Genomic DNA, 25,843 nt, shown 5'->3' on the forward strand with positions numbered 1-25,843 from the left:
TTGATATTTTACAATCTTAAATTTTAATGTTTGATGAATTTGATGCTTTTTTCATCAATCGTAATGAAATAAGTTCCCGGAACCAATTCTGAAATTCCGATTGCTTTGCCTGGCTGATAAGTTCCTTTTCCTACTAGTTTCCCATCTACTGCATGAATCGTAAAATCTGCAGCTCTGTTGATACCTTTCAGATTAATTTCATTTTTTGCAGGATTTGGATAGAGTCCAAAGCTTTCTTTCTCAACAGAGGAAACACTTAAAGTATTATCCTGAGTAACGGTAGAATTTTTCTCCAGAATCTGGTACTCATAATTGAACTGAACACTTGCAATAGGGAATGTCACAGATTCTAAAAAACTTTGGTTATTTGAAGTATTGTTAAGGACCAGATAAGCCGTTTGTCCTGAAGTTCCGGTTACTTTTATAGGTAAAGGCATTTCGAAAAAGCTTACCGCAGAGCTGCTTTGGGTCTGAGAAACTTTAAATAAAGCCTGATTACCGCCCTGCATCCATTTTATAGTATACGTAGGATATCCTTCCCCATATACCCAGTCATTAAAAAATCCTGTAAAATCTGTTCCGGTAGACTGAAGCAGAGAAGCATTAAAATCTGCGGTACGCGCATAGCTATAAGCCAGGTTCGGTCTTGCATGATAATCTTTAAGAGCTTGATAAAATGCAGCATCACCTAATATCCATTTCAGCATTCTCAGCACATATCCACCTTTAGAATAAGACAGTCTGCTGTCAAATATTCTATTGATGCTGGAAAGTCCGCTGTCTGGCACATATACAGTTCCTGTTGTGCTTGCTGTAATATAATTGGATTGACCTTGCAGATAATTGAGGAACTCAGTATTGGTCATCAGTAACTTTTCATTGGCAACATGTTCCCCAAAAGTGGCAAAACCTTCATTCAGCCAGATATCATTCCATGCACCGCAGGTTACTTTATCACCAAACCACTGGTGAGTAAGCTCATGGGCAATCAACTGTTTGCTCCATCCTCCCATAGAAGACATGGTCTGATGTTCCATTCCTCCACCATACATAAATTCCATGTGGCCATATTTTTCATTACGGAAAGGATAAGAACCAAAATAAGTTTCAAAAGTATCCATCACCTGCTTTGTCCAGTTAATATTGGCTATACTGGTTGCATTTGAATTGGTAGAGGGATAAATATAGTTAACAAAAGGAAACGGAGGGTTTCCAATGGTATCAGTAAGCTTGACAAAGTTGGTAATTGACAACGCGATAAGATACGCCGGTGTAGGATACATCGTTCTCCAGAAAGTAAGCTTCGTTGATCCTGTAGGAAAAGTTTCGGACATCAGTTTTCCATTGGCAGCAACACTATAATTGGATGGCGTTGTAATTTTGAAATCAAATCTATCAATTTTATCATTCAAACTTTGTTTTGTCGGAAACCAGTCCTGTGCACCATAAGGTTCATTTAAAGTAGAAAGTACCGGAACTCCGCTCTGCGTAGCTGTTGTAAAGGCTCCATTGGCACTAGATGGCATTCCTGAATAATGAATAGTCAGAGAATCCAGTGTATTGGCAGCTATTGGAGTCTGAAAGTCAATTTTCACTTCGTTGGAAGGAAGCTGCTGGAAAACAAGGTTGTTACCATGATATTTAACCTGAGAAACCGTTAAAGAAGTGGTCAGATCAAAATAAATGCTTCCCATACTCTGAGTTGGCTTAAAATGAGAAGTTACCGATCCGGAGATATTATTGGAAGCCGGATTGAGCGTAACATCCATTCTTTGATACTGTAAATCGTAATTCAGCGTATTGGGATTCGTATTTCCGATATTCATTTTTTGCGTAAAGGATTTTTTCTCTTTTTCGATCAATCCTTTCATATCGGTGTTTTGCTCATGCTTCTGGCCATAGAACTGTTGAGAAAATAAAAATCCCAACACCAAAAGGTACAATTTTGTCATGTTTAGAAAAATTTAATCAAATATAAAAAAAACCTTTTAATCAATGATTAAAAGGCTGTTATAATATATAAAATAAAAAATTTTTAAAGATCTAATGCTGGTTCCAGAATTTTCTCCATTCTCTTTTTCACCATATCTACCGACCCGGAATAGTTATTCACCATTAAAGAGAACACCAATGTCTTCCCGGAATTCGTCTTCAGATAACCTGCTAAAGTTTTTACTTTATTCAAAGTTCCTGTTTTTGCAAAAACCTGTCCGTTACCTCCGCCAATAAACATTCTTTTTAACGTTCCGGATTGTCCTCCGATTGGTAAAGAAGTCAGATAGGATCTATAATATTTCTGATCCATCAAAGAGGTTAGAAATTTCGCCTGGGAAATAGGCGTTACATTATTGCTTCTTGAAAGTCCGCTTCCATCCATATAAGTAAGACCATTCATATCAAAACCTGCATCCTTCAGGTGATTTGTCACCACAATTCTACCTGATTCTGAAGTCTGGTCACCCATTTTCTGATAACCAACGGTTCTTAATAAAGCTTCTGCCAATGAATTATCACTGTGTTGATTGGTATAATAAATAATGTCACTTAAAGTTGGAGATTTATAAGCTGAAAGCATTTTTCTGCCTTCCGGAGCTGCATCTGTCATTTTCGGACTTACTTTTCCGGTAACAGGAATTCCGCTTTTTACCAAAGTTGTTCTGAAAGAATTGGCAAGATATGCCGGAGCATCAGGAAGTTTGGTTGTTAAAGCTCCGTTTCCTTCATATTTATCAGCATATACCATCTGATGATTGTAAGGAGAAACATAGAAAAATTTCTTATCCGTAGAGAAACTTCCTTTTTTAACAATCAGTTTTTCGTTAGCCGGGTTAATATCACGGGTACTTCCTGCAGGCAGATAATAATTATTGTTTTCCAACCATACAACATTTTCCGGAAGCACTGAAATATTGCCTTTGAAAAGCGCTGTCTGAATGATAATATCACCATTTACCTTTTTGATTCCCTCTCTTGAAACTCCACCCACGAAATCTGAAATAATGTCTCTGTAAGATGATGCACCTGCTTTGTTTGTTCCCAAAGAAGGGTCACCGCTTCCTATGACATAAAGATTTCCATTTAAAACTCCATTTTCATCTATAGTTCCTGAATACTCAAGCTGAGTCATCCAACGGTAGTTTTCGCCCAGCAGGTTTAATGCTGTTTCCGTTGTAAGAAGCTTTGTAGTGGAAGCAGGTACTAAAGGAGTATTTTCATTGTACGAAGAGATTACTTTCTTCGTTTTCGGATCGTACACTACGAATCCCCAGCTTGCATTTTTCAGCACAGGATCCGCCATCATTGTGTTCACATTAATATCTACAAGTTCTTTTGCTGACAAAACAGTTTTCTCCACCATCGTACTAACGGGTGAAGGCAGGTTTAAACTGCTTTTCTGACTGTCATAATTCTGAGAATAAAGAACGGTAGAAACGGTAGATTGAGCCAGGAAAAGACCAGAAGCCAACACCGCCGCACTTGAAATATATTTTCTGAAATTTACCATCTATCTTCTTTTTGTTCTATAGTTTTGACGCTATAAAAAATGACAGGTTAAATCATTCAATTAAAGAGCCAAACACTTAATCAACGTCCAAAAGTAGAAATTATTGTCATATAACGGACCACTGACCCGTTATAAAAGAGTGTAAAGTTTGTTAAAAATTGTTAAAAATCAACAAAAACATCTTTTTTAATGCTTTGATATGCAGTGATTTCATCAAATTCTTTCAAACTTATTAAAACCAGGTTTTTGAATTTCTCATAGTTTTTCCCGCGGGGAAGTTTAAGCATAATCTGGAACTGATACAGATTATTCAGCCTTGCAATCTGAGCTCTTTCAGGGCCTAAAACACAATCTTCCGGAAGGTATTTTCTTAAAATGGATCCCAGAAACTGAGACGCACGGTCTACTTTATCCTCTCTCCTGTGTTTCATTTCAATCATAATCAGCTTCGTAAAAGGTGGATAATGGAATTTCTGACGTTCGGTAAGGATATATTTATAGATCTTCGCAGGATTATTCATCTTGATCAGCTGGAATACAGAATGATCAGGATTAAAGGTCTGAATGAGGATTTTCCCTTTTCCGGAAACCCTTCCGGCTCTTCCTGAAACCTGCGTGATCAGCTGATACGCTCTTTCTTCCGCTCTGAAATCCTGTACATATAATAAGGAATCTGCTTTTGGAATAGTAACGAGTTCAATATGATCAAAATCCAGTCCTTTTGAAATCATCTGAGTTCCTACGATAATGTCTGTTTCTCCGTCTTCAATCTTTTCATACAGCTTTTCGTAGGCAAATTTCTTACGCATAGAATCCACATCCATTCTGTCTACCTCATTTTCCGGAAACAGTTTGGAAACTTCTTCATGAATCTGCTCTACACCCACTCCTCTTTCGTTCAGCTTTTCAGAATTGCATTTCGGGCAGGTTTTCGGTTTTGAAGCTCTTTGTCCGCAGTAATGGCATTTCATTTCGTTCGCTGCCTTATGATAGGTCATCACCACATCACAATTGGAGCAGTAATTGACATAGCCACAGCTCTCACATTCTATGACATTGGAATAGCCACGGCGGTTGTGCAGGACAATCGCCTGTTTCTTTTCATCCACCGTCTTTTTAATCTCTTCAACAAGTTTCAAAGAGAAATTTCCGGAAACTTTTTTAGAATCCAGCGCTTCTTTGAAATTGATCAGTTCATATTCCGGCAGATTCACATTCCCGAATCTTTCATTCAGGAAAATATATCTCATTTTATCTTTTCTAGCTCTGTAGTAGCTTTCGACAGAAGGTGTTGCAGATCCAAGGATTACTCCCGCATTGTAAAATCCACCTAAAACCAATGAGGCATCTTTAGCATTGAAATAAGGCGTCACTTCCCTTGGTCTGTAAGCAGAATCATGCTCTTCATCCACTACAATAAGTCCCAGGTTCTGATAAGGTAAAAACAATGCATTACGGGTTCCGATCAGAATACGGATGTCATTCTGCCTGACTCTTCTCCAGACTTCTACCCTTTCAAAATCTGTCAGTTTCTGGTGATAAAAACCTAGCTGCCTGCCATATTTTTTTTCTAATCTCTGCGTAATTTGTTTGGTAAGGGAAATTTCAGGGAGTAAAAAGAGAACATTTTTCCCTTCTTTGATACATTCTTCAATTTTTTCTAAATAAATATGTGTTTTTCCTGATGAAGTTACCCCATGAAGAAGCACATTTTTTCCTTCTTCAAAAGCTTGATCAATTTCAGATTTAGCAATTTTCTGCTGTTCAGAAAGTTCTTCCAGCTCTTCAATTTCTCCTTCATAGCTTTCAATTCTGTCTTTCTGCATGTAGTATTCCTCCACAAAACCTTTATCTGCTAAAGGTTTGAAATGAGAACTGCCGAAATAACCGTCCTCAAACAACTCAGATTTTTTGATATGGGCATCAGGATTTTCCGTCTGTTTTTCTAAAATAAGAAGGAACAGGTCTTTTTGCTTTTGGGCTCTGTTTAGTTTTAAAAGAATTTCCGTAAGATTCTGATTGGCCAAAACCTCATCCTTAATTTTTACGTAAGCAACTTCTTTAGCTTTATATTTTTCAGCAATTTTCTCATCAATTTCAATATACTGAAGATCAATCAATGAATTGATGGTCTTGATAATATCCTTTTTAGGAATAAATGCCTCAATATCGGTCAGGTTAATCAGCTGTCGTACTTCAAGTGCCTGAATCAGGTACATTTCATTGACATCCAGATTTTCAAAATCAACTACTATTCCTGGTTTTAATTTTAAATAAGTTTCACTTTCCAGCTTCAAAGAAGAAGGGAATGAAAACCTGTAAATTTCACCAAGACTGCACAGATAATACTCCGAAAGCCAGTTCCAGAAACGGATCTGTTCTTCAGGAACAATCGGTTTATCATCCAACATGCTGATAATTTCTTTAGCAGTAAAATTTTCCGGCGCGTTGTCGTGAAGCTCAAATACAATTCCCGTATAGATTTTCTTTCCGCCAAATGGTACCAGAACACGCATTCCGGCTTGAATTTCGGGCATCATTTCTTCGGGAACTTTATAGGTAAAAGATCCTTTGAGGTTCAGTGGTAAAACAATTTGAGCGTATTGCAAGGGAAATATTTAAAGTGTAAAATTAAATTTTTCTTCAGAGAACTGCAACTTTGTGGAGATTCTTTCGTCTTCGTTTAATAGACATTTAAACCCTACATTTTCAGGTATCATTCTGTCATTCCACAGAAATTTGCAAAAAAACAATAATAATTCAATAGGAACGGACTTTAGTCCGTTTGATAAAAATTAAAATTTCAATTGGCTTTAGCCAAAACTTATATTATAACGCGATGCTCACAAAGATGCTATGAATAGTTTTCAATTCGTTCGCAAGGACGTTTTACTCAGCAAATGTATTCCTAAGGAATGACAAAGTGTGCGGATAAAAGAACTGCACAAATTCAGAAAGTCTATAAGAAAGAATCCATCAATGGTTAAAACAGTAATTGGGTCATCTCATACCAAAATGCGGAGGTAAAAAATCCTACAATGATACTGACTCCGATGATCAGGTTAGTCAGTTTTGTATTAAGTCTGAACTGTTCTGCGATGATACTGGAGGTAACCAGTGTAGGCATCGCCGCTTCAAATACGGTAATTTTAGCCACATCTCCTTTTATTCCCAGTAATAAAGCCATTCCCAAAACAATTGCCGGTGCCAGAATAAGCTTGTAAAGCATTGACATTGACATCTGAGGAATCAGTTTTTTCCATCCGTTAAATTTCAGCTGCAGTCCAACCGAAAACAAAGCTAATGGACTTACCGTAGCTGCAAGCTTATCAAAAAACGGTTCTGCAACGGTAAAATCAATAAACCTCGACAATATCAGAGCGGAAATACAACCGATTAACGGAGGAAATGTAATGAGTCTTTTTAAAATAAATACTGCGCTTACTTTTCCTGATTTACTACCTCCTTTTACTGCGGCAATAATTCCGAGTGTAGAAAGGGCAAAGAACATCGTTTGGTCACAAATAATGGCAATACTCAGGAGTCCTTCCCCATAAAAGGCACTGATTAAGGGAAATCCAATGAATGATGTATTGCTGTAACCGCTTGCCAGTTCTAAAGTACTTCTGGAACGCCTTGAATACCCCCTGCTCTTGCTATAAAACATCATAAAGAAGAAGCAGAACACAGAAATTAAAAATGTGGCTGCTATCGGAAACAGCATTTCTGTTGTCCATTTTACTTTAGGCAGATATTTAAACGAAACTGCCGGAAGAGCAAGATAAAGAATCCAGGTATTGATACCCTTGTGAGCATCGGGGTGGATAGATTTTGTTGCTTTGAATATCATTCCTGCAATAATGCACACTGCAATGAGAACAAAATTTACCATAACTGTAAAGAAATATGATGCAAATTTACGGCTGATTTTTGAGTTGGAAGGGTAAAATTTATATTTTTTTGAGTACAATTCCGGTACAAAGAATCCTATTCCTGATTATTACAAAGCCTTAATGGATTTCTTTTTTCACCAATTCTACAAACAAATCTGTTCTCCTCATCAACCTCATTTTAAATTTCAAACTATTATTTTTATAATAAATAACTATATTTTAAATAATTTTTATAATAATAAATTCTGACGGAAATTTGTACTGTTGATAAGATATAAGATATTAACTGGAAACAAATCAGTGAAAATATCTTTTAGAAACACATTTGTAAAATAATAAATAAGACTAATCATCTCATTTTTTTAATAACTAAAATTTTAAACAATGAATATTAATATTTTTAAAGAAGCAAGTATAGGCACATTAAACCTTAAAAACAGAATTGCCATGGCTCCAATGACCAGAGCCAGAAATAAAGACGGGATTCCTAAAGATTTCAATGCTGAATATTATACACAACGTACCGGTACAGGATTGATCATTACAGAAGGTACTGCAATCTCTCCAACGTCAAAAGGAGTACTTCATATTCCGGGGTTATATACTGATGAGCAGGTAGAAGGCTGGAAACTCGTGACTGATGCTGTACATCAGAAGGGAAGCAAAATTTTCACTCAATTATGGCATGTAGGACGTGTTTCTCACGTTACGATCCAACCGGACGGACAAGCTCCTGTTTCTTCTTCTGATATTCAGGCAGGTGAAACGCATGCATGGGGATATGATGAAAACGGAAAAGAAGGTTTTGTTATTAATTCCAAACCACGAGCATTGGCAACTGATGAAGTAAAACAGATTGTTCAGGACTTTACTACAGCAGCGGTAAATGCTGTAAGAGCTGGTTTTGACGGAATTGAACTTCATGGAGCCAACGGATATCTTATTGAACAGTTCCTGAACCCGTTTGTGAATACCCGTAATGATGAATATGGCGGAAGTATAGAAAATCGCTCCCGTTTTTTACTGGAGATTGTAGATTCTGCGATTGCAGCGATTGGCGCTGATAAGGTAGCCATCCGTTTAACTCCTTATGGCGGATTGTACGAAATGCCTTATTACGATGAGATAGAAGCTACTTATGAGTATTTGGCGAAAGAGCTTTCAAAGAGAAATATCGTTTACGTTCATATTATGGATCAGAAATCTAGAGGGAGTTTTGCCTTACCGGAAGATTTTATGAAACGTTTCAGAACCTGGTATGATGGAGTGATTATTCTTGCAGGAGGTATGGACAAAGAAAAATCTGAAAAACTGATCAATGAAGGCTTAATTGATATTGCAGCATTCGGGGAAGCTTTTATTTCCAATCCTGATCTTGTGGAAAGACTTGAAAATAACTGGGAACTTACTCCTCCAAAAAGAGAACTTCACTACGGACTTACCATGGAAGGGTATCTGGACTGGGAAGTATACAATAAGCAACAATCAAACTAACATAATTACTGTTTAAATTTCACTATATTATCAAAAAAGAGCTATCATAATGGACAGCTCTTTTTATTTTATGGATCATTCCGAATTAATATTCTGAAAATTATCTTTAGTTTTTCATTACATCCCAAAGGCTCATCACCTCTACATTTCCCAAAGGTTTTGAAAGGGTAATTCTTTTTGAGGTTCCTGGTAAGAGATCAAAGAAATTATCGCTGAAATGAGTATCTCCGATCAGATAAACATCTTTTGCCAGAACATCTGTTGATATTTCAATTTCAGCTGGTGATATTTTTCTGATTTTAATATCCGGCTTTGAAAGTTTCAGGTCTTTCGGTTTATTAAAAAAGAACAGCTTTTGAAATGATATCCCTTTTTCGGAGCTGATCTTTAAAACAGCTTCAGACAGATTAAACTGTGCCAATTCTGATTTATTTATGCTTCTGATTTTCTTACTTACATCAGCATTTACAACGTCTGACTGATTGGCTTTCCAAAGTGTTTTTCCTTTAAAATCAATGAGCTCAAACTTCGTATCCACTTTCATTTCTTTAATGAGATCGCTTATCAGATAAACGTCATAGCTTGTATTGGTTTCCGCTATTGATACCAAAACGGGTTCAAAGCTTCTTTTTGCCTGATAATGGAAGGCTTTCCAGTTTCCGAGATAATCAATGGAAGACCATGAAACGACAGGCCAGCAGTCATTGAGCTGCCAATACAGTGTTCCCATATTGTAAGGTTTTGCACGGCGGTGAGCCTCAATAGCAATCTGCATACCTCTCGCCTGCAGCAGCTGTGAAACATAATTGTATTGAACAAAATCTGTCGGGATTTTATAATCACGTTTCAGATATTCATTAATAATGTCCCAACCTCTGGCGTGTTTTTCATGTGCTTTGATTGTTGAGTTTTGTAGATTTAAATCCGGAATTCCTGAGAACATGGATTTTGTAGTTTCAAGACTTGGCGTTCCCTGAAAACCATATTCAGACATGAAACGTCCTATTTTTTCGTTGTAAATTTCAAATGGCTGCTCTCCCCACCAAACACCCCAATAGTGAGAATCTCCTTCTGTAAGGCTTTCTTTATGCCCCCAACCGATAGATGGCGAACTTGGCCAGTATATATTTTTATCTGACTTTAGGTTTTCTGCCAATGCATTGGGAATGACATCATGGAATAACTTTTTATAGTCTTTCCAAACCTGCAGTGAATCATTTTTTGAATAATTGAACTGTTTCTGATATCCCCAGTTGACAATGGCTTCATCAATTTCATTATTCCCGCACCACAATGCAATGGACGGATGATTCTGAAGTCTGTTGACCTGATCTTTTACTTCTTCTTTTACATTGTTTAAGAATGCTTCATCTGCAGGATAAAAACTTCCTGCAAACATAAAATCCTGCCAGACTAAGATTCCGTTTTCATCACAGGCTTTGTAAAATTCATCATCTTCATAAATACCACCACCCCAGATACGAATCATATTCATATTGGCGTCTTTGGTATCTTTGATCAGTTTCTGATATTTTTCTTTGGTCATTCTGGGTGAAAAACTGTCTCCCGGAATCCAGTTAGTTCCTTTGATATACAACGGATTTCCATTCACTTTGAAATAGAACGATTTCCCTTTTTCGTCTTTTTCTTGAATTAATTCTACGGTTCTCAATCCTATCCTGATGTCTTCAACATCAATATTTTTAAGGTCTTTTGAAAGTTTTATTTTAAAATCATAAAGATTAGCTTCACCACGTCCGTTAGGCTGCCAAAGCTTCATCCCTTTTGTTTCATAAGGAACCGTAATGGTATTAATCCCTTTTTTTAAAGCTATTTTTTTGTGGATTTTATTAAGATCTAATGTATAGTCTCCTGCATTTTGAGCATAAATTTCTACTTCAAAATGTAAATCAGTAGCTTTTTCAGAGTTACTCTGAATATCTTTAACGGTAATAATTTTGGCATTATTCCAGAATTCTAATGTAACATCTTTCCAGATTCCGGCGGTAACCAATCTTGGTCCCCAATCCCATCCAAACTGATATTGCGCTTTTCTCACAAAACTTCTTGGCGATTCCGGCATGGTAAACGGAACTTTTTTAGCCAGTTCTTTTCCTGTATTAACAGCAGATTGAAACTTAATCTGCAACGCATTATTACCCGGTTTCAGATATTGTTTCACAGGAATATTCCATTTCCTGAACATATTATCTGTTTTCTTCAGCAGTTTACCATTAAGATAAATTTCAGAAAATGTATCCAAGCCATTAAAGACCAAGTCAATATTATCGTTTTTCAATTCCTGAGATGAAACCGTAAATTGAGTCTGATAGTCCCAATCTTCATTTTCCACCCATTGTACTTTCTTTTCATTTTCATCTTTGTAAGGATCAGGAATGACCTTGTTATCCATTAAATCCAAATGAACGGTTCCCGGTACTTTCGCAGGAAGCCAGTTCTGATCTTTTGAGTTTTTAAACTGCCAGTTCTCAGAAGACAAGTTTCTTTGGAAAAACTGGGCACAAAGGATATTCTGCATAAAAAGGAAAGCAAAAAGGATCGTTCTATTCATCAATAAATTTGTTTACAATTCTATGGATTCCATATTTAATAAGTTCATTATTAAAATTAATAAGTAATCCCAATTTTATATTAGTCTGTTTCAGATAGGTCAATACCTGTGAGTGAAAAATAGGATGTAATTCTACTACAGATTTCACTTCTACAATGACTTTATCTTCTACAATCAAGTCAATTCTGTATGCATTTTCTATAAATACTTCTTTATACTTTAAAGGTAAGGATAACTGTTGCTTAACACTAAGTCCCTGCATGTTTAGTTCATAAGCTAAAGCTGTTTCATATGCATTTTCTAACAAACCCACTCCTAAGGTTTTATGTACTTCTATAGCAGCTCCTATTATTTTGTAGGATAATTCGTTTTCGGTCATTCATTTGTGTGTTTGTATTTTAATTATTTACTTTAAACGCAAAGTATTTATTTCTGTTATCGAATATTTTAAGGGAGCTAAGGCAGAATCGATTTTCAATCGATTGTATGAAGTTGCTGTTTTTATCCATAAGCTTAATCAGCGGCTTTGCCGCATTTCTTTGCTTCCTCAAATTATATTACAGTTTTATTTTTAAACTTTGCGTTTAAATTACTTTCAAAATATAGCTAGATTACTTACTCTTCAACGCAACCACTTCAGCCGGGTTTGCAAAAGCACCACCATCCGTAATGGCAGAAGAGTGGAAATAATTTGCATTGGTAACAGCTCTTATTTCTTCAATATTGGATGAACGAAGTCCGCCTCCAACAAGGATTTCTATTCTTCCATTGGAAAGCTCAACCAGTTTTTTCAGATTTTCTTTTCCTTCTGATACATTGGGTTTCTGGCCGGAAGTAAGAATGGTTGTAAAGCCACATTCAATTACTTTTTCTAACGATTCTTCCAGGTTTGCAGCACGGTCAAAAGCACGATGGAACGTACATGGAAGCGGAGCAGCTAATTCAACTAAAGCTTTATTCTGTTCAACATTAACCTCATCATTTTCGTTGAGAATACCAAATACAAAACCGTCTGCATGTAATGATTTCAGATGAACCAGATCTTTTTTCATCTGTTCAAATTCTAACTCCGAGTAGGTAAAATCTCCTCCTCTTGGGCGGATCATTACAAAAATCGGGATATTAATTTTTTCACGAAGTTTTTTCATCGTTTCAAAGTCCGGAGTGGTTCCTCCTTCACTGAGACCGTCACATAATTCTATTCTGTCAGCTCCGTTTTCAAAAGCAATCATTGCTGATTCAGGATTAAAGCACGCTATTTCTATTTTTGACATTGTATGTATCTGTTTAATTCTACTTTGGTTCGTCCTGCAATACATCTGTGATCAGAAAAGAACCGTTTTGTTTTACTACTTTTATTACTGACGGATATTTAGCTTTAAAACTATTATCAGTCAACACTACATTAAAGATATGTTCATCTTTTGAGGTAGATTTTAAATCACAGCTCCCGACTTCAATTTTATCCCAGTCCTGCGCTGTAATCAGGAAACCCACTCCAATTCCTGCTTTATTGGTATCAAATTTCGATTTCCATTTATCCTGAAATTCTTTTTCAGTCAGACTTCCATCTACGTCCATATCTACATTCGTTGCATCTGTTTTATACTCGAAATAGTCTTTGGTTGTGATCTTCTGCATATTCTTTTCTTCACTTCCGATATCAGCTTTAAAATAATCTACAATGCTCTTCTCCAACCATTTTTTAGCATCTTCTGCTTCACTGGATTCATTATTTAAAACTACTTTCTCTTCTGTCTGCTGCGGTTTGGCATCTGTTTTAATCTCCTTCTTTTCTTCCTTACATGCGATAATAAGAAATAAGGAAGTGATAATTGTTCTTTTCATATTCTAAATTTTGGCTAAAGCCAATAGGTCTTCATTGATTTGTTTAAATGGGCTAAAGCCCATTTCTATTGAATTTTTTAATTATTTCAAAGCAAATTCAGGTTTTTCAAGGCGGTTTCCTTTCTGATCATACACGGCAAAATTGAATCCGTCCTGAATACAATAAGATCCATATTCTCCCTGTTTATTGATCGCAATAAAACCTACCTGAATATCTTTCAGGTTTTTGTTCCTTCTCTGATTAATTTTCACAATTCTTTCTACTGCTTCTTTGCACGCTTCCTGTGGGTTTCTGCCTTGTCTCATCAGTTCCACCACAAGATGGGTTCCTACCGTTCTTATGACTTCTTCACCATGGCCTGTTGCTGTAGCTGCTCCTACTTCATTATCTACAAACAGGCCTGCTCCGATAATCGGGGAATCTCCTACTCTGCCGTGCATTTTAAAAGCCATTCCGCTGGTTGTACATGCACCGGAGAGGTTTCCTTGAGCATCCAATGCGATCATTCCTATGGTATCGTGGTTTTCAATATTGGCAATGGGTTTATACTGACTGGTTTTTAACCATTCTTTCCATTCTTTTTCAGATTCCGGAGTAAGAAGATTTTCTTTTTTAAATCCCTGTGAAAGGGCAAATTGCAATGCTCCATCGCCTACCAGCATCACGTGGGGTGTTTTTTCCATTACTGCTCTGGCAACAGAAATAGGGTTTTTCACATGCTCCAAACATGCTACCGAACCAATATTATAATTTTCATCCATGATACAGGCATCCAGCGTTACTCTTCCATCTCTGTCCGGACGGCCACCATATCCTACACTTCTTTCTTTAGGATCTAATTCTACAAGGCGAACTCCTTTTTCAACCGCATCCAAAGCTTTTCCTCCTTTTCCTAGGATTGTCCATGCTTCTTCATTAGCTTTTAATCCGAAATTCCAGGTAGAAAGGACAATCGGTTTATTGACAGCTTTAGCAGTGGGTTCGGGTAATTCGGCAGCCATTAAATCCAATGGGTTTACGGCAAGTGCGGCTGTTGCAATTCCCAGTTTTTTTATAAAACTTCTTCGGTTATTGTTCATGGTATCTCAAATTGTATAATGCTCACAAATCTAAAAAAAACTTCCATGAAATCCTCATGGCTGCTCAATGAATATCTGTGTATTATTTTTATTTATCTTTACTGCTGTGATGGACTCATTCAAAACTTTCAGAAATATCTCTTTCTTTCAGGAACTCTCTGATGAGGAAATTACTATTTTGATCAATATCAGTACCCCGAAACTGCTCCGAAGAAAAGAGAAGCTGGCAGAACCCGGTAAGTCTTTCAATCAATTATTTATTCTTTCCCATGGATTATTAAGGTTTTTCTTTGATGATGAAGACGGGGTTGAAAGCAATCTTTTTCTTCCCTCTGAAAAGGAAGCTGCCATTATGGAAAGCCCGGAGTCTTATGCTAATGAAAATGAAGGAAAATATACTATAGAAGCTGTATTGGAAAGTCAGATCTTCCTGTTCAACAAGAATGAATTTGAAGAAGCTGCCTTTCAGAACAGAGGTATTTATAATGTCTATCTCAAATCTTTAAAACAGATCATCAGCATATTAAAAGTACGTACAGAACAGTTTTGCTCCACTTCTCCGCATTCCCGGTATGAAGAGTTTCTGGAAACCCGTCCTTTCACTTCACAAAATGCCAACAGAAAGTATATTGCCAATTTTCTGGGCATTACGCCGAACTCTCTTTCCAGGATGACAGCCCGTATCCATAAAAAAAGGAACGAAAGAAAAAAATAACTTAGGAATACTTTTTCTCACTTTGTTCATCCTATTTTTGCTTACTGAAAATACTGTTACACCAACAATTAAAAGCAAAATGAGAAAAATATCATCTAAAAAAGCACCTTATTATTGAATCATCTTTAATCTTTCTAAAGATTTACAGTAACCAGGCGGATTTATACTAACGGCCGGTTGCCCCCTTGTTTACATTTCATTATTACCTTATACAATTATTTTATGCAAAGAACATCCTTACTTCTTTGCCTGTTATTTTCATGCAATTTTGTTCAGGCATCAACAGGCAATTTGGAAGACAATATAGCTAACGCTGCATCATGGTTAATTTTACTTGTTTTACCCATTGCAGGAATCTATCTTTTCTGGAAAGTTCATATTTATCCGGAAAAAGTAGCAGAGAAAAAGAAACACCCTCAACTGAACGCCATAAAAAGTATGTGCCTCCTTTCCCTTGTTTTTGGAGGCCTTTTATGGCCGGTTGCTTTAATCTGGGCCAACTATGATTATGGTAACCAGAACGCTCCTGAAGAAGACACAGAAATCACGGAAGAAGAATTGAAAACCCTCGAAAATTAAAAAACATGCTTGAATTACTAGTCGCAATATATGCCGGAATATGCTGGCTTCTTATTAAAAAATTAAAATTAATCCCCTGGACCTTTACTACGCAGGTAGTGGTATATTCATTACCTATCTTCGGATCTATTGCTTTGATATTAAGTTTAAATTACTACTGCCCTATTACTTCTGATGTAAAGGTAGGAAACAGAAGTGTGGATATTACCACTCAGGTTTTGGGGAAAGTGAAAAAAGTATATGTCACTACCAACCAGGAAGTAAAGAAAGGAGATACCTTATTTGTACTGGACAGAGAGCCTTATGTACAGGAAATAAAATCGCTGGAGGCTAAACTAAGCAATATGAAAGCAACTGTAAGTTCTTACGATACAGACATATCAGCTTCCAGAAAAAATATTGCAGGTTTACAGTCACAACTGGATCTGGCTAATAAAAGAGTAGCTCAGTATAAGGAACTGGTGGAAGCCGGAGCAGCCAACAGATTTGATCTTGAGCAGGCTGTTACCAATGTAAATGATCTCCAATCCAGAATCAGTGCCGCACAGTCACAGCAGCAATCTTTGGAAACCAAATCCAATGCTTCTTATGGTGGAGAAAATTCTTCAGTATCTGAAATTCAGGCAAAGCTGGACCAGGCAAAATGGAACCTTTCGCAAACAGTTGTTCTTGCTCCTACTGATGGAGTGATTCCCAATGTTCAGCTGAATGAAGGAGCAATCATGGCAACTTTTAAATCGGCATTCGTTCTGATTCAGAAGCAGCAGTCTGTGATTGGTTTTTTTGCCCAAAACGAGCTGGAAACGGTAAAAAATGGTGATGAAGTAGAGCTGGCTCTTAAAACGGAACCTGGAAAAGTGGTGAAAGCCAGACTTGAATATGTAATAGATGCTACCAGCCAGGGAATCATGAATAATGCAGGAGGAATGCTGGGAGGTAACGGTTCTACAGCCGGACTTCCAGACACGGCCAGACAATTGCCGGAAACAGATGGGAAACTTATTGCCAAGTTTGTATTGGAAGACAGCCAGAAACAGCTTACTGTTGGAGCAAGAGGAACAGCTGTCATTTATTCTGACCATATCAAACCGCTTCATCTCATCCGAAAAGTAATGGTGCGTGTCAACAGTAAAATCAATTATCTGATTCCTAAACTTCATTAACATGTACAAGAAATTAATTTTATTAGGTGTACTTTCCGTAAGTTTAAGTTCATGCATCGGTTATAAAGAGCCCACAAAGGAAAACATAGACCAGCTTAAAGAAAAGAGTGAAATTGCTTCCCATATAGAAATCCCTGATGAATGGATCTTCGACAGAAAAGCAAATGCAAGGTCAATTTCCTATGACTGGATCAATGATCTTAAAACACCTCAACTGGAAACCCTGATTAATGAAGGAATGCTTTATAATGCTGATCTCATTATTGCCAAGGAAAAACTAAATCAGGTAGAACTGGCGATGGAAATTGCAGGAAGTGATCTTTATCCCAGTGTAAGCGCAGTAGCCAATACTTCCAATAATCTGGTAAGTAATACCCAGATTCAGCGTCTTGCGTTAAAAGCTAACTGGGAGATTGATCTTTGGGGGAAAAATAAATCTTTACAGATGGCAAGCACCAGCAATTATTTTTCTGCAAAACATCAGAATACTTTGCTGCATCAATCTATCGCAGGGATGATTGCTAAGGCCTATTTTCTGAATATTGCGGGAAATATTCAGGAATATAAAATTGAAAGTTATATTCAAAAGTCTAAAGATCTGGAAAAGTTGTACATCATTCAAAAGAAAGTTGGAACGGCAAATGCTTTGGATATCTCCAATATAACAGCAGAGATTATTTCCCTGCAAGGTTATCTGGAAAAGGTAAAAAACGCCAATGCACAATCCAGAAGATCACTGGAACTGCTCACAGGAAAGTATCCGGAGGGCAAACTGGCCACTCAGAATTTTTTTAATGCAGTAACCAACGGTATTCCCGAATCTTTTCCGCTTGAGCTTTTAGAGAACAGATCAGACATACAAGCTAATCATTTTCAGATTGAAAAGGCTTTTTATGAAGTACAGCAGGCAAAAGCAGCAAGACTCCCTTCATTAAGTATAAGCACCTCTTTTGGCTCTGCCGGAAGTAATGTGGAATCTATCAATTCTTTATTTTCCAATCCGTTATTAAAAGTGGGCGGAGGATTAGTTTCACCTTTATTCAACAGCGGAAAGTTAAAAAAGAATGTAGAGATTAAAAATTCTCAGCAGAAACAGGTTGTTGAAGAATATTCAAAAGCTGTCCTGAATGCTTTGAACGAAGTGGAATCTTCTTTAGCCAATCTGCGTTCTCTTGAAAAACAGATTACTTATACAACTAAGGCCGTCAATGAGCTGAAGAATAATATTACCCTCACCGAAAAACAAATAAAGGTAGGCACCAACAACAGCTTTGTGCTGATCCGTAAACAGAGGGATCTCCTGAAAAATGAAATGAACCTCATCAGTCTGGAACTTCAGTACAGAATAGAGCGCATTAATCTTTATATGGACTTAGGAGCGGAGAACTTCATTTACTCATAGTTTTATACATAAAAAAGACTGCAGATTATTTTTCTACAGTCTTTTTTAAGGTATTAATGGGGTAATTGATCTCTGAAATATCCATAAACCCATGTTCCGGCAATTGCACTCAACAGGGTAACAGATACTGCCAAAGCTCCTGTTCCGATCTGAACAAAAAGAGGTCCCGGGCAGGCTCCGGTAATGGCCCAGCCAAAACCGAATATCAATCCTCCATAAATCTGCCCTTTATTGAACTTTTTAGGAGTCAGAGTAATAGGTTCACCATATATTGTCTTGATATTGAATTTTTTGATCAGCCACACAGAAATCATTCCTACCAAAACGGCACTCCCAATGATTCCGTACATATGGAAAGACTGCAGACGGAACATTTCCTGTATTCTGAACCAGCTGATCACTTCTGCTTTCACAAATATAATCCCAAATATAATTCCTGCAGCAAGATATTTCAGGTTGTGATACCATTGGTGAGTAAGCGCACTTTCGTTTACACAGACAGTATCCTGATGACGCATATCCTGTTCTTTTTCTTTTATCATTATTTCAAAATTCTCTTTAAATTAAACTTATAGGGAAAGGATGACAGGCAGAATAAGATTAGCCATTACAAAACCTCCGATCATAAAACAGATTGTTGCTACCAAAGAAGGCCACTGCAAATTGGAAAGTCCCATAATCGCATGTCCGCTGGTGCATCCTCCTGCATATCTTGTTCCGAAACCTACTAAAAAACCTCCAACAACCATTGTGATAAATCCTCTCAAGGTTAACAAACTTTCAAAGTTCATGAGCTGTCCCGGGACCAGGTTGCTGTAATCTGTAATTCCGTAGCCTACCAATTCTGTTTTCAGACTGGGATTTACTGTTATTTCATTTGGATTAACCAAAAAATTAGCAGCAATCATTCCTCCGAAGAAAATTCCAGCTACAAAGAATAAATTCCAGGCTTCTTTTTTCCAGTCGTATTTGAAAAAGTTCACATTTGCCGGTATACAGGCAGCACAGATATGCCTAAGTGAAGAGCTTATTCCAAAGGATTTATTTCCCATAATCAATAAGGCAGGCACAGTAAGACCAATCAATGGACCGGCAATATACCATGGCCACGGTTCTTTTATAATCTCCAACATTTCTTTTTTTTAATCTAATTTATTTAAAATTTTAGTCTGACACACAAAATCGCTTTTAGGAATACTTGTCAATGAAATAGCTTTAAAACCTCCTTCAACTTCTGTAAAATTTCTGTATCCTCTTGCCTGAAGGATACTTGCAGCCATTGTACTTCTGTATCCGCTTCCGCAATGCATGTAAAAGTGTTCTTCCGGCAGTAAGCGATTAATCCAATCATTAATATACGCTAAAGGCATACTGTAGGCTTCATGAATATGTTCTGCATTATATTCACTTTCTTTTCTTATATCAATGATTTCTGCTTCTTTTTCTTTTATTTCGGTTTCAAACTGCTCTGCAGAAATACGGTTGACAGAATCTGTTTCTTTTCCACTCTTTTCCCAGACATCAAATCCTCCATCCAAAAATCCTAAAATATGATCGAACCCTACTCTGCTTAATCTTGTTACAGCTTCTTCTTCAGTTCCTTTTTCTGTTACCAGAAGAATAGGTTGGTTCACATCAGCAATTAAAGCTCCCACCCAAGGGGCAAAATCGCCATCCAGCCCTATATTGACCGACTGTGGGATAAAACCTTTGGCAAATTCATGATTGTCTCTCACATCTAAAATTAAAGCGCCTGAAACTTCAGCAATTTCCTCAAACTGCCCCGGAGCCAGTGCATGCATTCCCTGCGAAAGGACTTCATCAAAGCTGCTGTATCCTTTTTTATTCATCATAACATTCATTCCAAAATAAGCAGGAGGAGGCAAAAGCCCATCTGTTACCTCTTTTATAAAACTCTGTCTGTCTTTTTGATTCATGGCGTAATTTGTCTTTTTCTGGTTTCCCAGTGTATCTAGCGTTTCTTTCTGCATATTTTTACCGCAGGCTGAGCCAGCTCCATGAGCAGGATATACTGTAATATCATCATCCAAAGGCAAAATTTTATGGTACAAACTTTCATATAAAAGTCCTGCCAGTTCCTCCTGGGTCATATTCGCTCCTTTCTGTGCAAGATCCGGACGGCCTACATCTCCCAGGAATAAAGTATCTCCACTGAATAGCAATTTTTCATCTCCATTTTCATCCATCAACAGATAACATGAGCTCTCAAGTGTGTGTCCCGGTGTGTGAAGAACTTTGATTTTAATATCTCCTATTTCAAATATCTGATGATCTTCTGCAATGATAGCCTCAAACTCTGGTTTTGCAGTTGGGCCATACACAATCGGAGCTCCGGTTTTATTGCTTAAATCAAGATGTCCGCTGACAAAATCAGCATGAAAGTGGGTTTCAAAAATGTATTTCAATTCTACTCCATCTTCTTTCAATCTGTTGATATAAGGTTGTGTTTCTCTTAAAGGATCGATAATTGCCGCCTCTCCTGCTGAGGTAATATAATAAGCTCCCTGTGCCAGGCATCCTGTATAAATCTGTTCTATTTTCATTGTCTCTATTTTTTGATGTTGTTATCTGATACAAATCTCCTGCTTTCTTTTTTCCTCTACAGCTACTTTTGTTACATAAGAGATTTAAAGGAATATTTCTTTGGTAATAATGTAAATACCCATGATCAGGATAAACCATCCGAATGCCGGTTTCAGTTTTTTTCCGTCTATCTTTTTTGATAGTTGTGAACCTATTATAATTCCTGCAACAGCAATTGCAGCGATAGAAATCAACAGTTCCCATTCTATTTTAACGTGATTTACAGAAGAAAAAAAGCCTATCAAAGAATTGAAAGAGATAATGACTAAAGAAGTTCCTATCGCAATCTTCATGGGAATTTTCAAAAGGTTAACCAATGCCGGAATAATCATAAAACCACCTCCTGCTCCTACCAATCCTGTTAGAACACCCACAACAGAACCCTGCCCTGCTGCCAGCAAAGTATTATTCTTATCTATAGCTCTTTCTGACAGTTTTTCTGAAACCTTACTCTTTATCATTTTATAAGAAGCCAGAATCATCAGGCCTGCGAAAATCAATAATAAAAAAATGTCTCTGGTAATGGTAAAGTTCTGTATCCTGAATACCTCTTCCGGAATGAATGGGAGAAGGTATATTCTGGTTAAAAAGATGGAAAGCACAGAAGGAATTCCGAATATCATTGCCATCTTAAAATTGACCAATCCTTTTTTAAAATACGAAACAGATCCAACAAGGCTGCTTATTCCCACTATAAAAAGGGAATATTCCGTTGCCAGAAAAGCATCGAGACCAAAGAGATAAACAAGGACCGGAACGGTGAGAATACTTCCCCCACCTCCGATCAAACCGAGAGAAACCCCTATTAAAACTGCTGCTGCATATCCTATAATTTCCATTGTACTATTCAAATATTCTGATACAAAAATGGGAAAGTGAAAGGAAGGCTACAGCTACTTTTGTTACATAAGGAAGGTTTAACACGAATGAACACTAATATGTTCACAAAGGACACAAGGAAATTACCTGAGGTTAGTTCTCCTTTGGTTTGCAATGACAGGTTGACCACCCCGTCAAAAATTCTCTGAATTTTCGCCACCCCTCCAAAGGATGGGAATGTGAGTGCCCTTCATTAAAATGAGGTATCGTTTATGAATTGAGGGGTTTCAGGAGGGTAATTTTGTTTCTGCCCAGCTTTAATTTTCCGTCTTCTTCAAGCTGCTTCAGGAGTCTGGAAACGACTACCCTTGCGGTACCCAGCTCATTTGCAAGCTGTTCATGAGTGGTATTGATGGTTTCAGAGTGGGTAAGTTCTGATTTTTTCTGCAGCAGATTCAACAGTCTTTGATCTACTTTTTTGAAAGCAATTGCATTGATGATATCCAATAGTTCTTCAAACCTTTTATGATACAATCTGAAGATATAGTCTAACCATTCCGGGTGCTCTTTAATGAATAAAGATACTTTGTCTACCGGTAAAAAAAGAATTTCCGCATCTTCTTCGATTTCGGCTTTTACGATGCTTTTTTCGTTATGCATTCCACCAAGAAAAGACATGATACAGCTCTCTCCCGCTTTGATGTAGTAGAGTAAAATTTCACGTCCGTCTTCTTCAGTCCTGATGACCTTCAGCATTCCTTTCATCACAATAGGAATAGAACGGATAGAAGCATTTTCATCTAAAATAATATCTCCTTCTTGGTAGTTTTTGGTTGTACCATATTGATACAGCTTTTCTACCAGGTCCGGTGATGATGAAAATTCTGAAGAAAGTATGGTATCGTTCTGCATTTTTTTTATTTCTAATTGACGAAGTACGGGAGAAAAATGAGCTTCAGTTCAATTTTAAATCAACTATAACTGATATTTATTAACTAAATTACAAAAATATGTGGAATGGAAAAATAGTGACGGCTGGAAAGGTGTGGATTTCAATTCCGTTATAAACTCCGCATTTTACCAATACAATGTTAACTGCAGTATTATTAATGTTTTAGGTAATTTACCATTTGATTTACTAATATCGAATCTTTTTTATCAAATTGAAAGCATTTAATATCAGTATAATAATTTTTTTTATCTGAGTATAGATAGTTTGTCAACCATTCACTGCTTTTGGAATTTATAAAAGCTTTATCTAATGACCTACCAATAACTCGATTATTTTCAGAGTGACAGCTTAGGCAATTGTATTCATAATTAGTTAATCCGGTTTCTTTGTTTTTGTTTGAGAAATTCTTCTTATCTAAAATATTTGAATTGCCAATATTGTCTATTTTAAAACCAGATAATATTGCAGCAACTTTTTCCCTATCTTTTAATAGAGATGAGGATATAATAACTCCATCTAATGAATCTAATTTTGGAACATAAATATTATAAAATCCTTGTTTGGAATCTGGAATTTCAATGACTGCTTCTCTCTCATTTATTTTAATTTGTTCCCTTAAATTTTCACTTAATTTATTTTTGTAAATTTTATGATTATATCTTCCATAATTTATAAATATAGTATCTTCATTATTAGTTAAATATGCACTATAAGAATCAATCATCTTTGGTTCTATTAATTTCCAATCAGAAGGATAATTAAAACTAATTTTTCCTATTTTAAATTCTTTTGCTTTTACATTCTCAGGCTTACATGAGAACATAAAAAAAATGATAAAATGAAGAAAATTGATTTGTACATGAGTTTTGATAATATTGCAACTAATAAGGTTAATTTACGCCAATTTCATCTACAAACAGCCAAGCTTTTGAATCTGCTCCAGGATTTCCTGCCGGAATGATGCCTGCACTTTCTATACTTACTTTCAGGTATTTTGCATTCTGTGTTCCTACATTCAATCTGATTTTTCCTTTAGCATTCTGAATTTCCGTGATGGAAATTTCCTTGATCATTTTAAAATTCTTATTATCATCAGAAACGAAAATTTTCGCAGATTTTGCAAGGTGAATCCAGCTTCCTTTATTTTCTAGGATATTAAAATAAACTTCTGAAAAAGCTGTTTTCTGACCAAAATCTATCGTTGCCACAACATCTTTCCCCTGAAAACCAAGCCATGTTTTACCAAGCTGTTTTACATTTCCGATAATACCATCTACCAAAGTAAAAGCACCTCCAAAAGAATAATTTTCACTTGGCTGCTGTTCAAGACTTATGCTTTTCCCGGTAGTTTTTGAAATGATAAACTGCTGGGTAGAAACAGCGCTTTTCAGCTGACCATCTTCAAAATAAGCTGATTTTATCGTTAAAGAATTAGGAATCTGAACCGCATTCTGATACGTTTTAGAATTGACGGTAGGATCTGTTCCATCCAAAGTATATCTGATTCCATTTGAATTCTGTGAAGTAGACAGTTCATAAGCAATTCCGTTATCTGAAGGAATTACTTTTCCGGTGATATTATAAATACTTTTTGCATAGTTCACCTTCATTTTATCCAGAACTTTAAACTGATTGATTACTCTGTTTTCAAATTCTTTATAATTTTTAGGGTCTGATGTTCCCCAACCTACTTCAGAAAGCGCCATTAATCTTGGGAAAATCATATATTGTACATGCTTGAAATCTAAAATATATTCCGTCCACAAATTAGCCTGAACTCCCATGATATATTTAGCTTGCTCTGCATTCAGTTCGGAAGGAATAGGATTGTAAGAATATACTTTGTCTAAAGGAGTAAACCCTCCAAAAGCATTAGGTTCAGACTGCGGATCGCCCTGATAATGGTCGAAATAGCAATATGCACCCGGTGTCATTACGGCAAAGTGTTTTGATTTTGCGGCTTCAATACCTCCGTTTACACCAGTCCAGCTCATTACAGCAGCATTTGGAGCCAAACCACCTTCTAAAATTTCGTCCCAGCCAATAATTTTTCGTCCTTTGCTGTTGACGTATTTTTCAATTCTATGAATAAAATAGCTTTGTAAGCCATGCTCATCTTTTAAGTTATTTTTCTTAATCAATTCCTGGCAGTGTGCACATTCTTTCCATCTCGTCTTCGGACACTCGTCACCGCCAATATGAATGTATTGGGATGGGAATAACTTGATCACTTCATCCAAAACGTTCTCCAGGAATGTAAATGTTTCATCTTTCGGGCAGAAAACATCATCAAAAACACCCCATTTCGTAGCAGCTTCAAAAGGGCCTTTTATACAGGCTAGTTCAGGATATGCAGATAATGCAGCCAAAGCATGCCCCGGCATTTCTATCTCTGGAACCACTGTGATGTGTCTGTCTTGAGCATATTTTACCACCTCTTTTATTTGTTCCTGAGTATAAAAATAAGGTCCGTAAGGTTTCCCGTCAAAAGTATTATCAACATAAGCCCCGATCATGGATTCTTTACGTTTTGAACCTATCTGAGTAAGTTTTGGATATTTTTTAATTTCAATTCTCCATCCCTGATCGTCTGTTAAATGCCAGTGAAAAGTATTCAGCTTGTACATCGCCAGATAGTCGATATATTGTTTCACTTCATCCACTGTGAAAAAATGACGGCATACATCCAGATGCATTCCTCTCCAGGCAAACTTTGGCTGATCTTCGATTTTTAAAGCCGGAATTTTCTTACTCTCTTTATATTGCTCAAAAACCTGAATCAATGTTTGCAGTGCCAGAAAATAACCTTGTTTAGTATAAGATTTTATATGAATTTGTTTTGGAGAAATTTCTATTGAATAATATTCTTTTTTCTGCTCGGCATCTGCTAAAGCTGCAGGAATCATAGAGTATGTCAAATGACTTCCACCATCCTTTTGAATATTTTGAAATTTAAATTGAGAACCTAACCTTTTTTTGAAATATTCCGTTTCTTCTTTTGGTAAACTGCTACTTAATAACAATGTTTCAGACATTAAAAATTCTCCCTGTGAAAATTCAACTTTTTGAGGGTAAGGGATTAGATTCAATTTATTCTGGGCAAAAATTACGTTTGAAATCAATACAAAAAATACTAAAAAAGTCCGTATCATTGGATGAAATTAAGGTTTGAGCTAAGATAATTATTTTTCAAAACTCCTGAAGTCTTTTTAAAACA

The 25,843-nt window shown here is 36.6% G+C and carries 21 protein-coding genes; 5 read left to right on the plus strand and 16 right to left on the minus strand.

All coding sequences use genetic code 11. From position 1 onward, the window contains the following. Positions 1–23: 23 nt before the first annotated feature. The 4 genes from ACLMCG_RS05990 to ACLMCG_RS06005 all read right to left on the minus strand — a co-directional run bounded on the left by ACLMCG_RS05990 (position 24) and on the right by ACLMCG_RS06005 (position 7,397). Positions 24–1,952 (minus strand): M1 family aminopeptidase, encoded by a 1,929-nt coding sequence (locus tag ACLMCG_RS05990; RefSeq protein WP_413959159.1) that lies wholly within the window; start codon positions 1,950–1,952, stop codon positions 24–26. An 83-nt stretch (positions 1,953–2,035) separates the two neighbouring features. Beyond that, on the minus strand, positions 2,036–3,505 hold the full coding sequence (gene dacB, locus ACLMCG_RS05995; protein WP_413959160.1) for a D-alanyl-D-alanine carboxypeptidase/D-alanyl-D-alanine-endopeptidase: 1,470 nt from the start codon (positions 3,503–3,505) through the stop codon (positions 2,036–2,038). Positions 3,506–3,666: 161 nt separating this feature from the next. Then, positions 3,667–6,114: a primosomal protein N' gene (gene priA / locus ACLMCG_RS06000; protein WP_413959161.1), complete on the minus strand. Its 2,448-nt coding sequence runs from the start codon at positions 6,112–6,114 to the stop codon at positions 3,667–3,669. A 374-nt stretch (positions 6,115–6,488) separates the two neighbouring features. Then, on the minus strand, positions 6,489–7,397 hold the full coding sequence (locus tag ACLMCG_RS06005) for an AEC family transporter (protein WP_413959162.1): 909 nt from the start codon (positions 7,395–7,397) through the stop codon (positions 6,489–6,491). A gap of 385 nt (positions 7,398–7,782) precedes the next feature. Between ACLMCG_RS06005 and ACLMCG_RS06010 the strand changes: the two genes are divergently transcribed. Next, a complete protein-coding gene (locus ACLMCG_RS06010; protein ID WP_413959163.1) occupies positions 7,783–8,892 on the plus strand; it encodes an alkene reductase in 1,110 nt (369 codons plus the stop codon). 106 nt (positions 8,893–8,998) lie between these two features. Here the strand turns inward: ACLMCG_RS06010 and ACLMCG_RS06015 are convergent, their stop codons facing one another. The 5 genes from ACLMCG_RS06015 to ACLMCG_RS06035 form a co-directional block, all read right to left on the minus strand. Then, positions 8,999–11,464, minus strand: coding sequence for a beta-mannosidase (locus ACLMCG_RS06015; protein WP_413959164.1), 2,466 nt, complete (start codon positions 11,462–11,464; stop codon positions 8,999–9,001). Further along, a complete protein-coding gene (locus tag ACLMCG_RS06020) occupies positions 11,457–11,843 on the minus strand; it encodes a GxxExxY protein (RefSeq protein ID WP_413959165.1) in 387 nt (128 codons plus the stop codon). Before ACLMCG_RS06020 ends, ACLMCG_RS06015 begins: the two co-directional genes overlap by 8 nt. A 232-nt stretch (positions 11,844–12,075) precedes the next feature. After that, entirely contained in the window at positions 12,076–12,738 is a 663-nt protein-coding gene (locus ACLMCG_RS06025; protein ID WP_413959166.1) for a copper homeostasis protein CutC, read from the minus strand. A 19-nt stretch (positions 12,739–12,757) separates the two neighbouring features. After that, positions 12,758–13,312, minus strand: a complete 555-nt coding sequence (locus ACLMCG_RS06030; protein ID WP_413959167.1) for a hypothetical protein — start codon at positions 13,310–13,312, stop codon at positions 12,758–12,760. Positions 13,313–13,393: 81 nt separating this feature from the next. Then, positions 13,394–14,392 carry an isoaspartyl peptidase/L-asparaginase family protein gene (locus tag ACLMCG_RS06035; RefSeq protein ID WP_223600366.1) on the minus strand — a complete coding sequence of 333 codons (999 nt, stop codon included), beginning with the start codon at positions 14,390–14,392 and terminating at the stop codon, positions 13,394–13,396. A 67-nt stretch (positions 14,393–14,459) separates the two neighbouring features. Here ACLMCG_RS06035 and ACLMCG_RS06040 point away from each other — a divergent pair, with 67 nt between their 5' ends. From ACLMCG_RS06040 to ACLMCG_RS06055, 4 genes are all read left to right on the plus strand, one after another. After that, positions 14,460–15,107: a Crp/Fnr family transcriptional regulator gene (locus tag ACLMCG_RS06040; RefSeq protein ID WP_413959168.1), complete on the plus strand. Its 648-nt coding sequence runs from the start codon at positions 14,460–14,462 to the stop codon at positions 15,105–15,107. Positions 15,108–15,329: 222 nt separating this feature from the next. Continuing rightward, the gene (locus ACLMCG_RS06045; protein WP_413959169.1) at positions 15,330–15,686 is read left to right on the plus strand and encodes a DUF3302 domain-containing protein; all 357 of its coding nucleotides are present in this window, start codon (positions 15,330–15,332) and stop codon (positions 15,684–15,686) included. 5 nt (positions 15,687–15,691) lie between these two features. Further along, a complete protein-coding gene (locus ACLMCG_RS06050; RefSeq protein WP_413959170.1) occupies positions 15,692–16,849 on the plus strand; it encodes an HlyD family secretion protein in 1,158 nt (385 codons plus the stop codon). Position 16,850: 1 nt separating this feature from the next. Next, complete coding sequence (locus ACLMCG_RS06055; protein WP_413959171.1) at positions 16,851–18,251, plus strand: TolC family protein; 1,401 nt, start codon at positions 16,851–16,853, stop codon at positions 18,249–18,251. A 53-nt stretch (positions 18,252–18,304) separates the two neighbouring features. Here ACLMCG_RS06055 and ACLMCG_RS06060 read toward each other — a convergent pair whose 3' ends face one another. From ACLMCG_RS06060 to ACLMCG_RS06090, 7 genes are all read right to left on the minus strand, one after another. Then, positions 18,305–18,769: a DUF6691 family protein gene (locus tag ACLMCG_RS06060; protein ID WP_413959414.1), complete on the minus strand. Its 465-nt coding sequence runs from the start codon at positions 18,767–18,769 to the stop codon at positions 18,305–18,307. Positions 18,770–18,820: 51 nt separating this feature from the next. After that, a complete protein-coding gene (locus tag ACLMCG_RS06065) occupies positions 18,821–19,384 on the minus strand; it encodes a YeeE/YedE family protein (RefSeq protein WP_413959172.1) in 564 nt (187 codons plus the stop codon). A 9-nt stretch (positions 19,385–19,393) separates the two neighbouring features. Beyond that, positions 19,394–20,815 carry an MBL fold metallo-hydrolase gene (locus tag ACLMCG_RS06070; protein ID WP_413959173.1) on the minus strand — a complete coding sequence of 474 codons (1,422 nt, stop codon included), beginning with the start codon at positions 20,813–20,815 and terminating at the stop codon, positions 19,394–19,396. Positions 20,816–20,899: 84 nt separating this feature from the next. Continuing rightward, the gene (locus tag ACLMCG_RS06075) at positions 20,900–21,694 is read right to left on the minus strand and encodes a sulfite exporter TauE/SafE family protein (protein ID WP_413959174.1); all 795 of its coding nucleotides are present in this window, start codon (positions 21,692–21,694) and stop codon (positions 20,900–20,902) included. A gap of 250 nt (positions 21,695–21,944) precedes the next feature. After that, positions 21,945–22,586 carry a Crp/Fnr family transcriptional regulator gene (locus tag ACLMCG_RS06080; RefSeq protein WP_413959175.1) on the minus strand — a complete coding sequence of 214 codons (642 nt, stop codon included), beginning with the start codon at positions 22,584–22,586 and terminating at the stop codon, positions 21,945–21,947. 194 nt (positions 22,587–22,780) lie between these two features. Then, positions 22,781–23,449: a hypothetical protein gene (locus tag ACLMCG_RS06085; RefSeq protein ID WP_413959176.1), complete on the minus strand. Its 669-nt coding sequence runs from the start codon at positions 23,447–23,449 to the stop codon at positions 22,781–22,783. A gap of 67 nt (positions 23,450–23,516) precedes the next feature. Continuing rightward, a complete protein-coding gene (locus ACLMCG_RS06090) occupies positions 23,517–25,778 on the minus strand; it encodes a family 20 glycosylhydrolase (RefSeq protein ID WP_413959177.1) in 2,262 nt (753 codons plus the stop codon). Positions 25,779–25,843 lie beyond the last annotated feature (65 nt).

Origin of the sequence: Chryseobacterium sp. S90 (assembly GCF_047444895.1) — a bacterium.
Taxonomy (GTDB): Bacteria; Bacteroidota; Bacteroidia; order Flavobacteriales; family Weeksellaceae; genus Chryseobacterium.

Coding starts and splice junctions, on each gene's coding strand:
- ACLMCG_RS06030 (WP_413959167.1), bottom strand. CDS start 13,312: ATGAAAAGAACAATTATCACTTCCTTATTTCTTATTATCGCATGTAAG.
- ACLMCG_RS06050 (WP_413959170.1), top strand. CDS start 15,692: ATGCTTGAATTACTAGTCGCAATATATGCCGGAATATGCTGGCTTCTT.
- ACLMCG_RS06020 (WP_413959165.1), bottom strand. CDS start 11,843: ATGACCGAAAACGAATTATCCTACAAAATAATAGGAGCTGCTATAGAA.
- ACLMCG_RS05990 (WP_413959159.1), bottom strand. CDS start 1,952: ATGACAAAATTGTACCTTTTGGTGTTGGGATTTTTATTTTCTCAACAG.
- ACLMCG_RS06080 (WP_413959175.1), bottom strand. CDS start 22,586: ATGCAGAACGATACCATACTTTCTTCAGAATTTTCATCATCACCGGAC.
- ACLMCG_RS06010 (WP_413959163.1), top strand. CDS start 7,783: ATGAATATTAATATTTTTAAAGAAGCAAGTATAGGCACATTAAACCTT.
- ACLMCG_RS06085 (WP_413959176.1), bottom strand. CDS start 23,449: ATGTTCTCATGTAAGCCTGAGAATGTAAAAGCAAAAGAATTTAAAATA.
- ACLMCG_RS06055 (WP_413959171.1), top strand. CDS start 16,851: ATGTACAAGAAATTAATTTTATTAGGTGTACTTTCCGTAAGTTTAAGT.
- ACLMCG_RS06035 (WP_223600366.1), bottom strand. CDS start 14,392: ATGAACAATAACCGAAGAAGTTTTATAAAAAAACTGGGAATTGCAACA.
- ACLMCG_RS06005 (WP_413959162.1), bottom strand. CDS start 7,397: ATGGTAAATTTTGTTCTCATTGCAGTGTGCATTATTGCAGGAATGATA.
- ACLMCG_RS06060 (WP_413959414.1), bottom strand. CDS start 18,769: ATGCGTCATCAGGATACTGTCTGTGTAAACGAAAGTGCGCTTACTCAC.
- ACLMCG_RS06015 (WP_413959164.1), bottom strand. CDS start 11,464: ATGAATAGAACGATCCTTTTTGCTTTCCTTTTTATGCAGAATATCCTT.
- ACLMCG_RS06070 (WP_413959173.1), bottom strand. CDS start 20,815: ATGAAAATAGAACAGATTTATACAGGATGCCTGGCACAGGGAGCTTAT.
- ACLMCG_RS06045 (WP_413959169.1), top strand. CDS start 15,330: ATGCAAAGAACATCCTTACTTCTTTGCCTGTTATTTTCATGCAATTTT.
- ACLMCG_RS06090 (WP_413959177.1), bottom strand. CDS start 25,778: ATGATACGGACTTTTTTAGTATTTTTTGTATTGATTTCAAACGTAATT.
- dacB (WP_413959160.1), bottom strand. CDS start 3,505: ATGGTAAATTTCAGAAAATATATTTCAAGTGCGGCGGTGTTGGCTTCT.
- ACLMCG_RS06075 (WP_413959174.1), bottom strand. CDS start 21,694: ATGGAAATTATAGGATATGCAGCAGCAGTTTTAATAGGGGTTTCTCTC.
- ACLMCG_RS06025 (WP_413959166.1), bottom strand. CDS start 12,738: ATGTCAAAAATAGAAATAGCGTGCTTTAATCCTGAATCAGCAATGATT.
- ACLMCG_RS06040 (WP_413959168.1), top strand. CDS start 14,460: ATGAATATCTGTGTATTATTTTTATTTATCTTTACTGCTGTGATGGAC.
- ACLMCG_RS06065 (WP_413959172.1), bottom strand. CDS start 19,384: ATGTTGGAGATTATAAAAGAACCGTGGCCATGGTATATTGCCGGTCCA.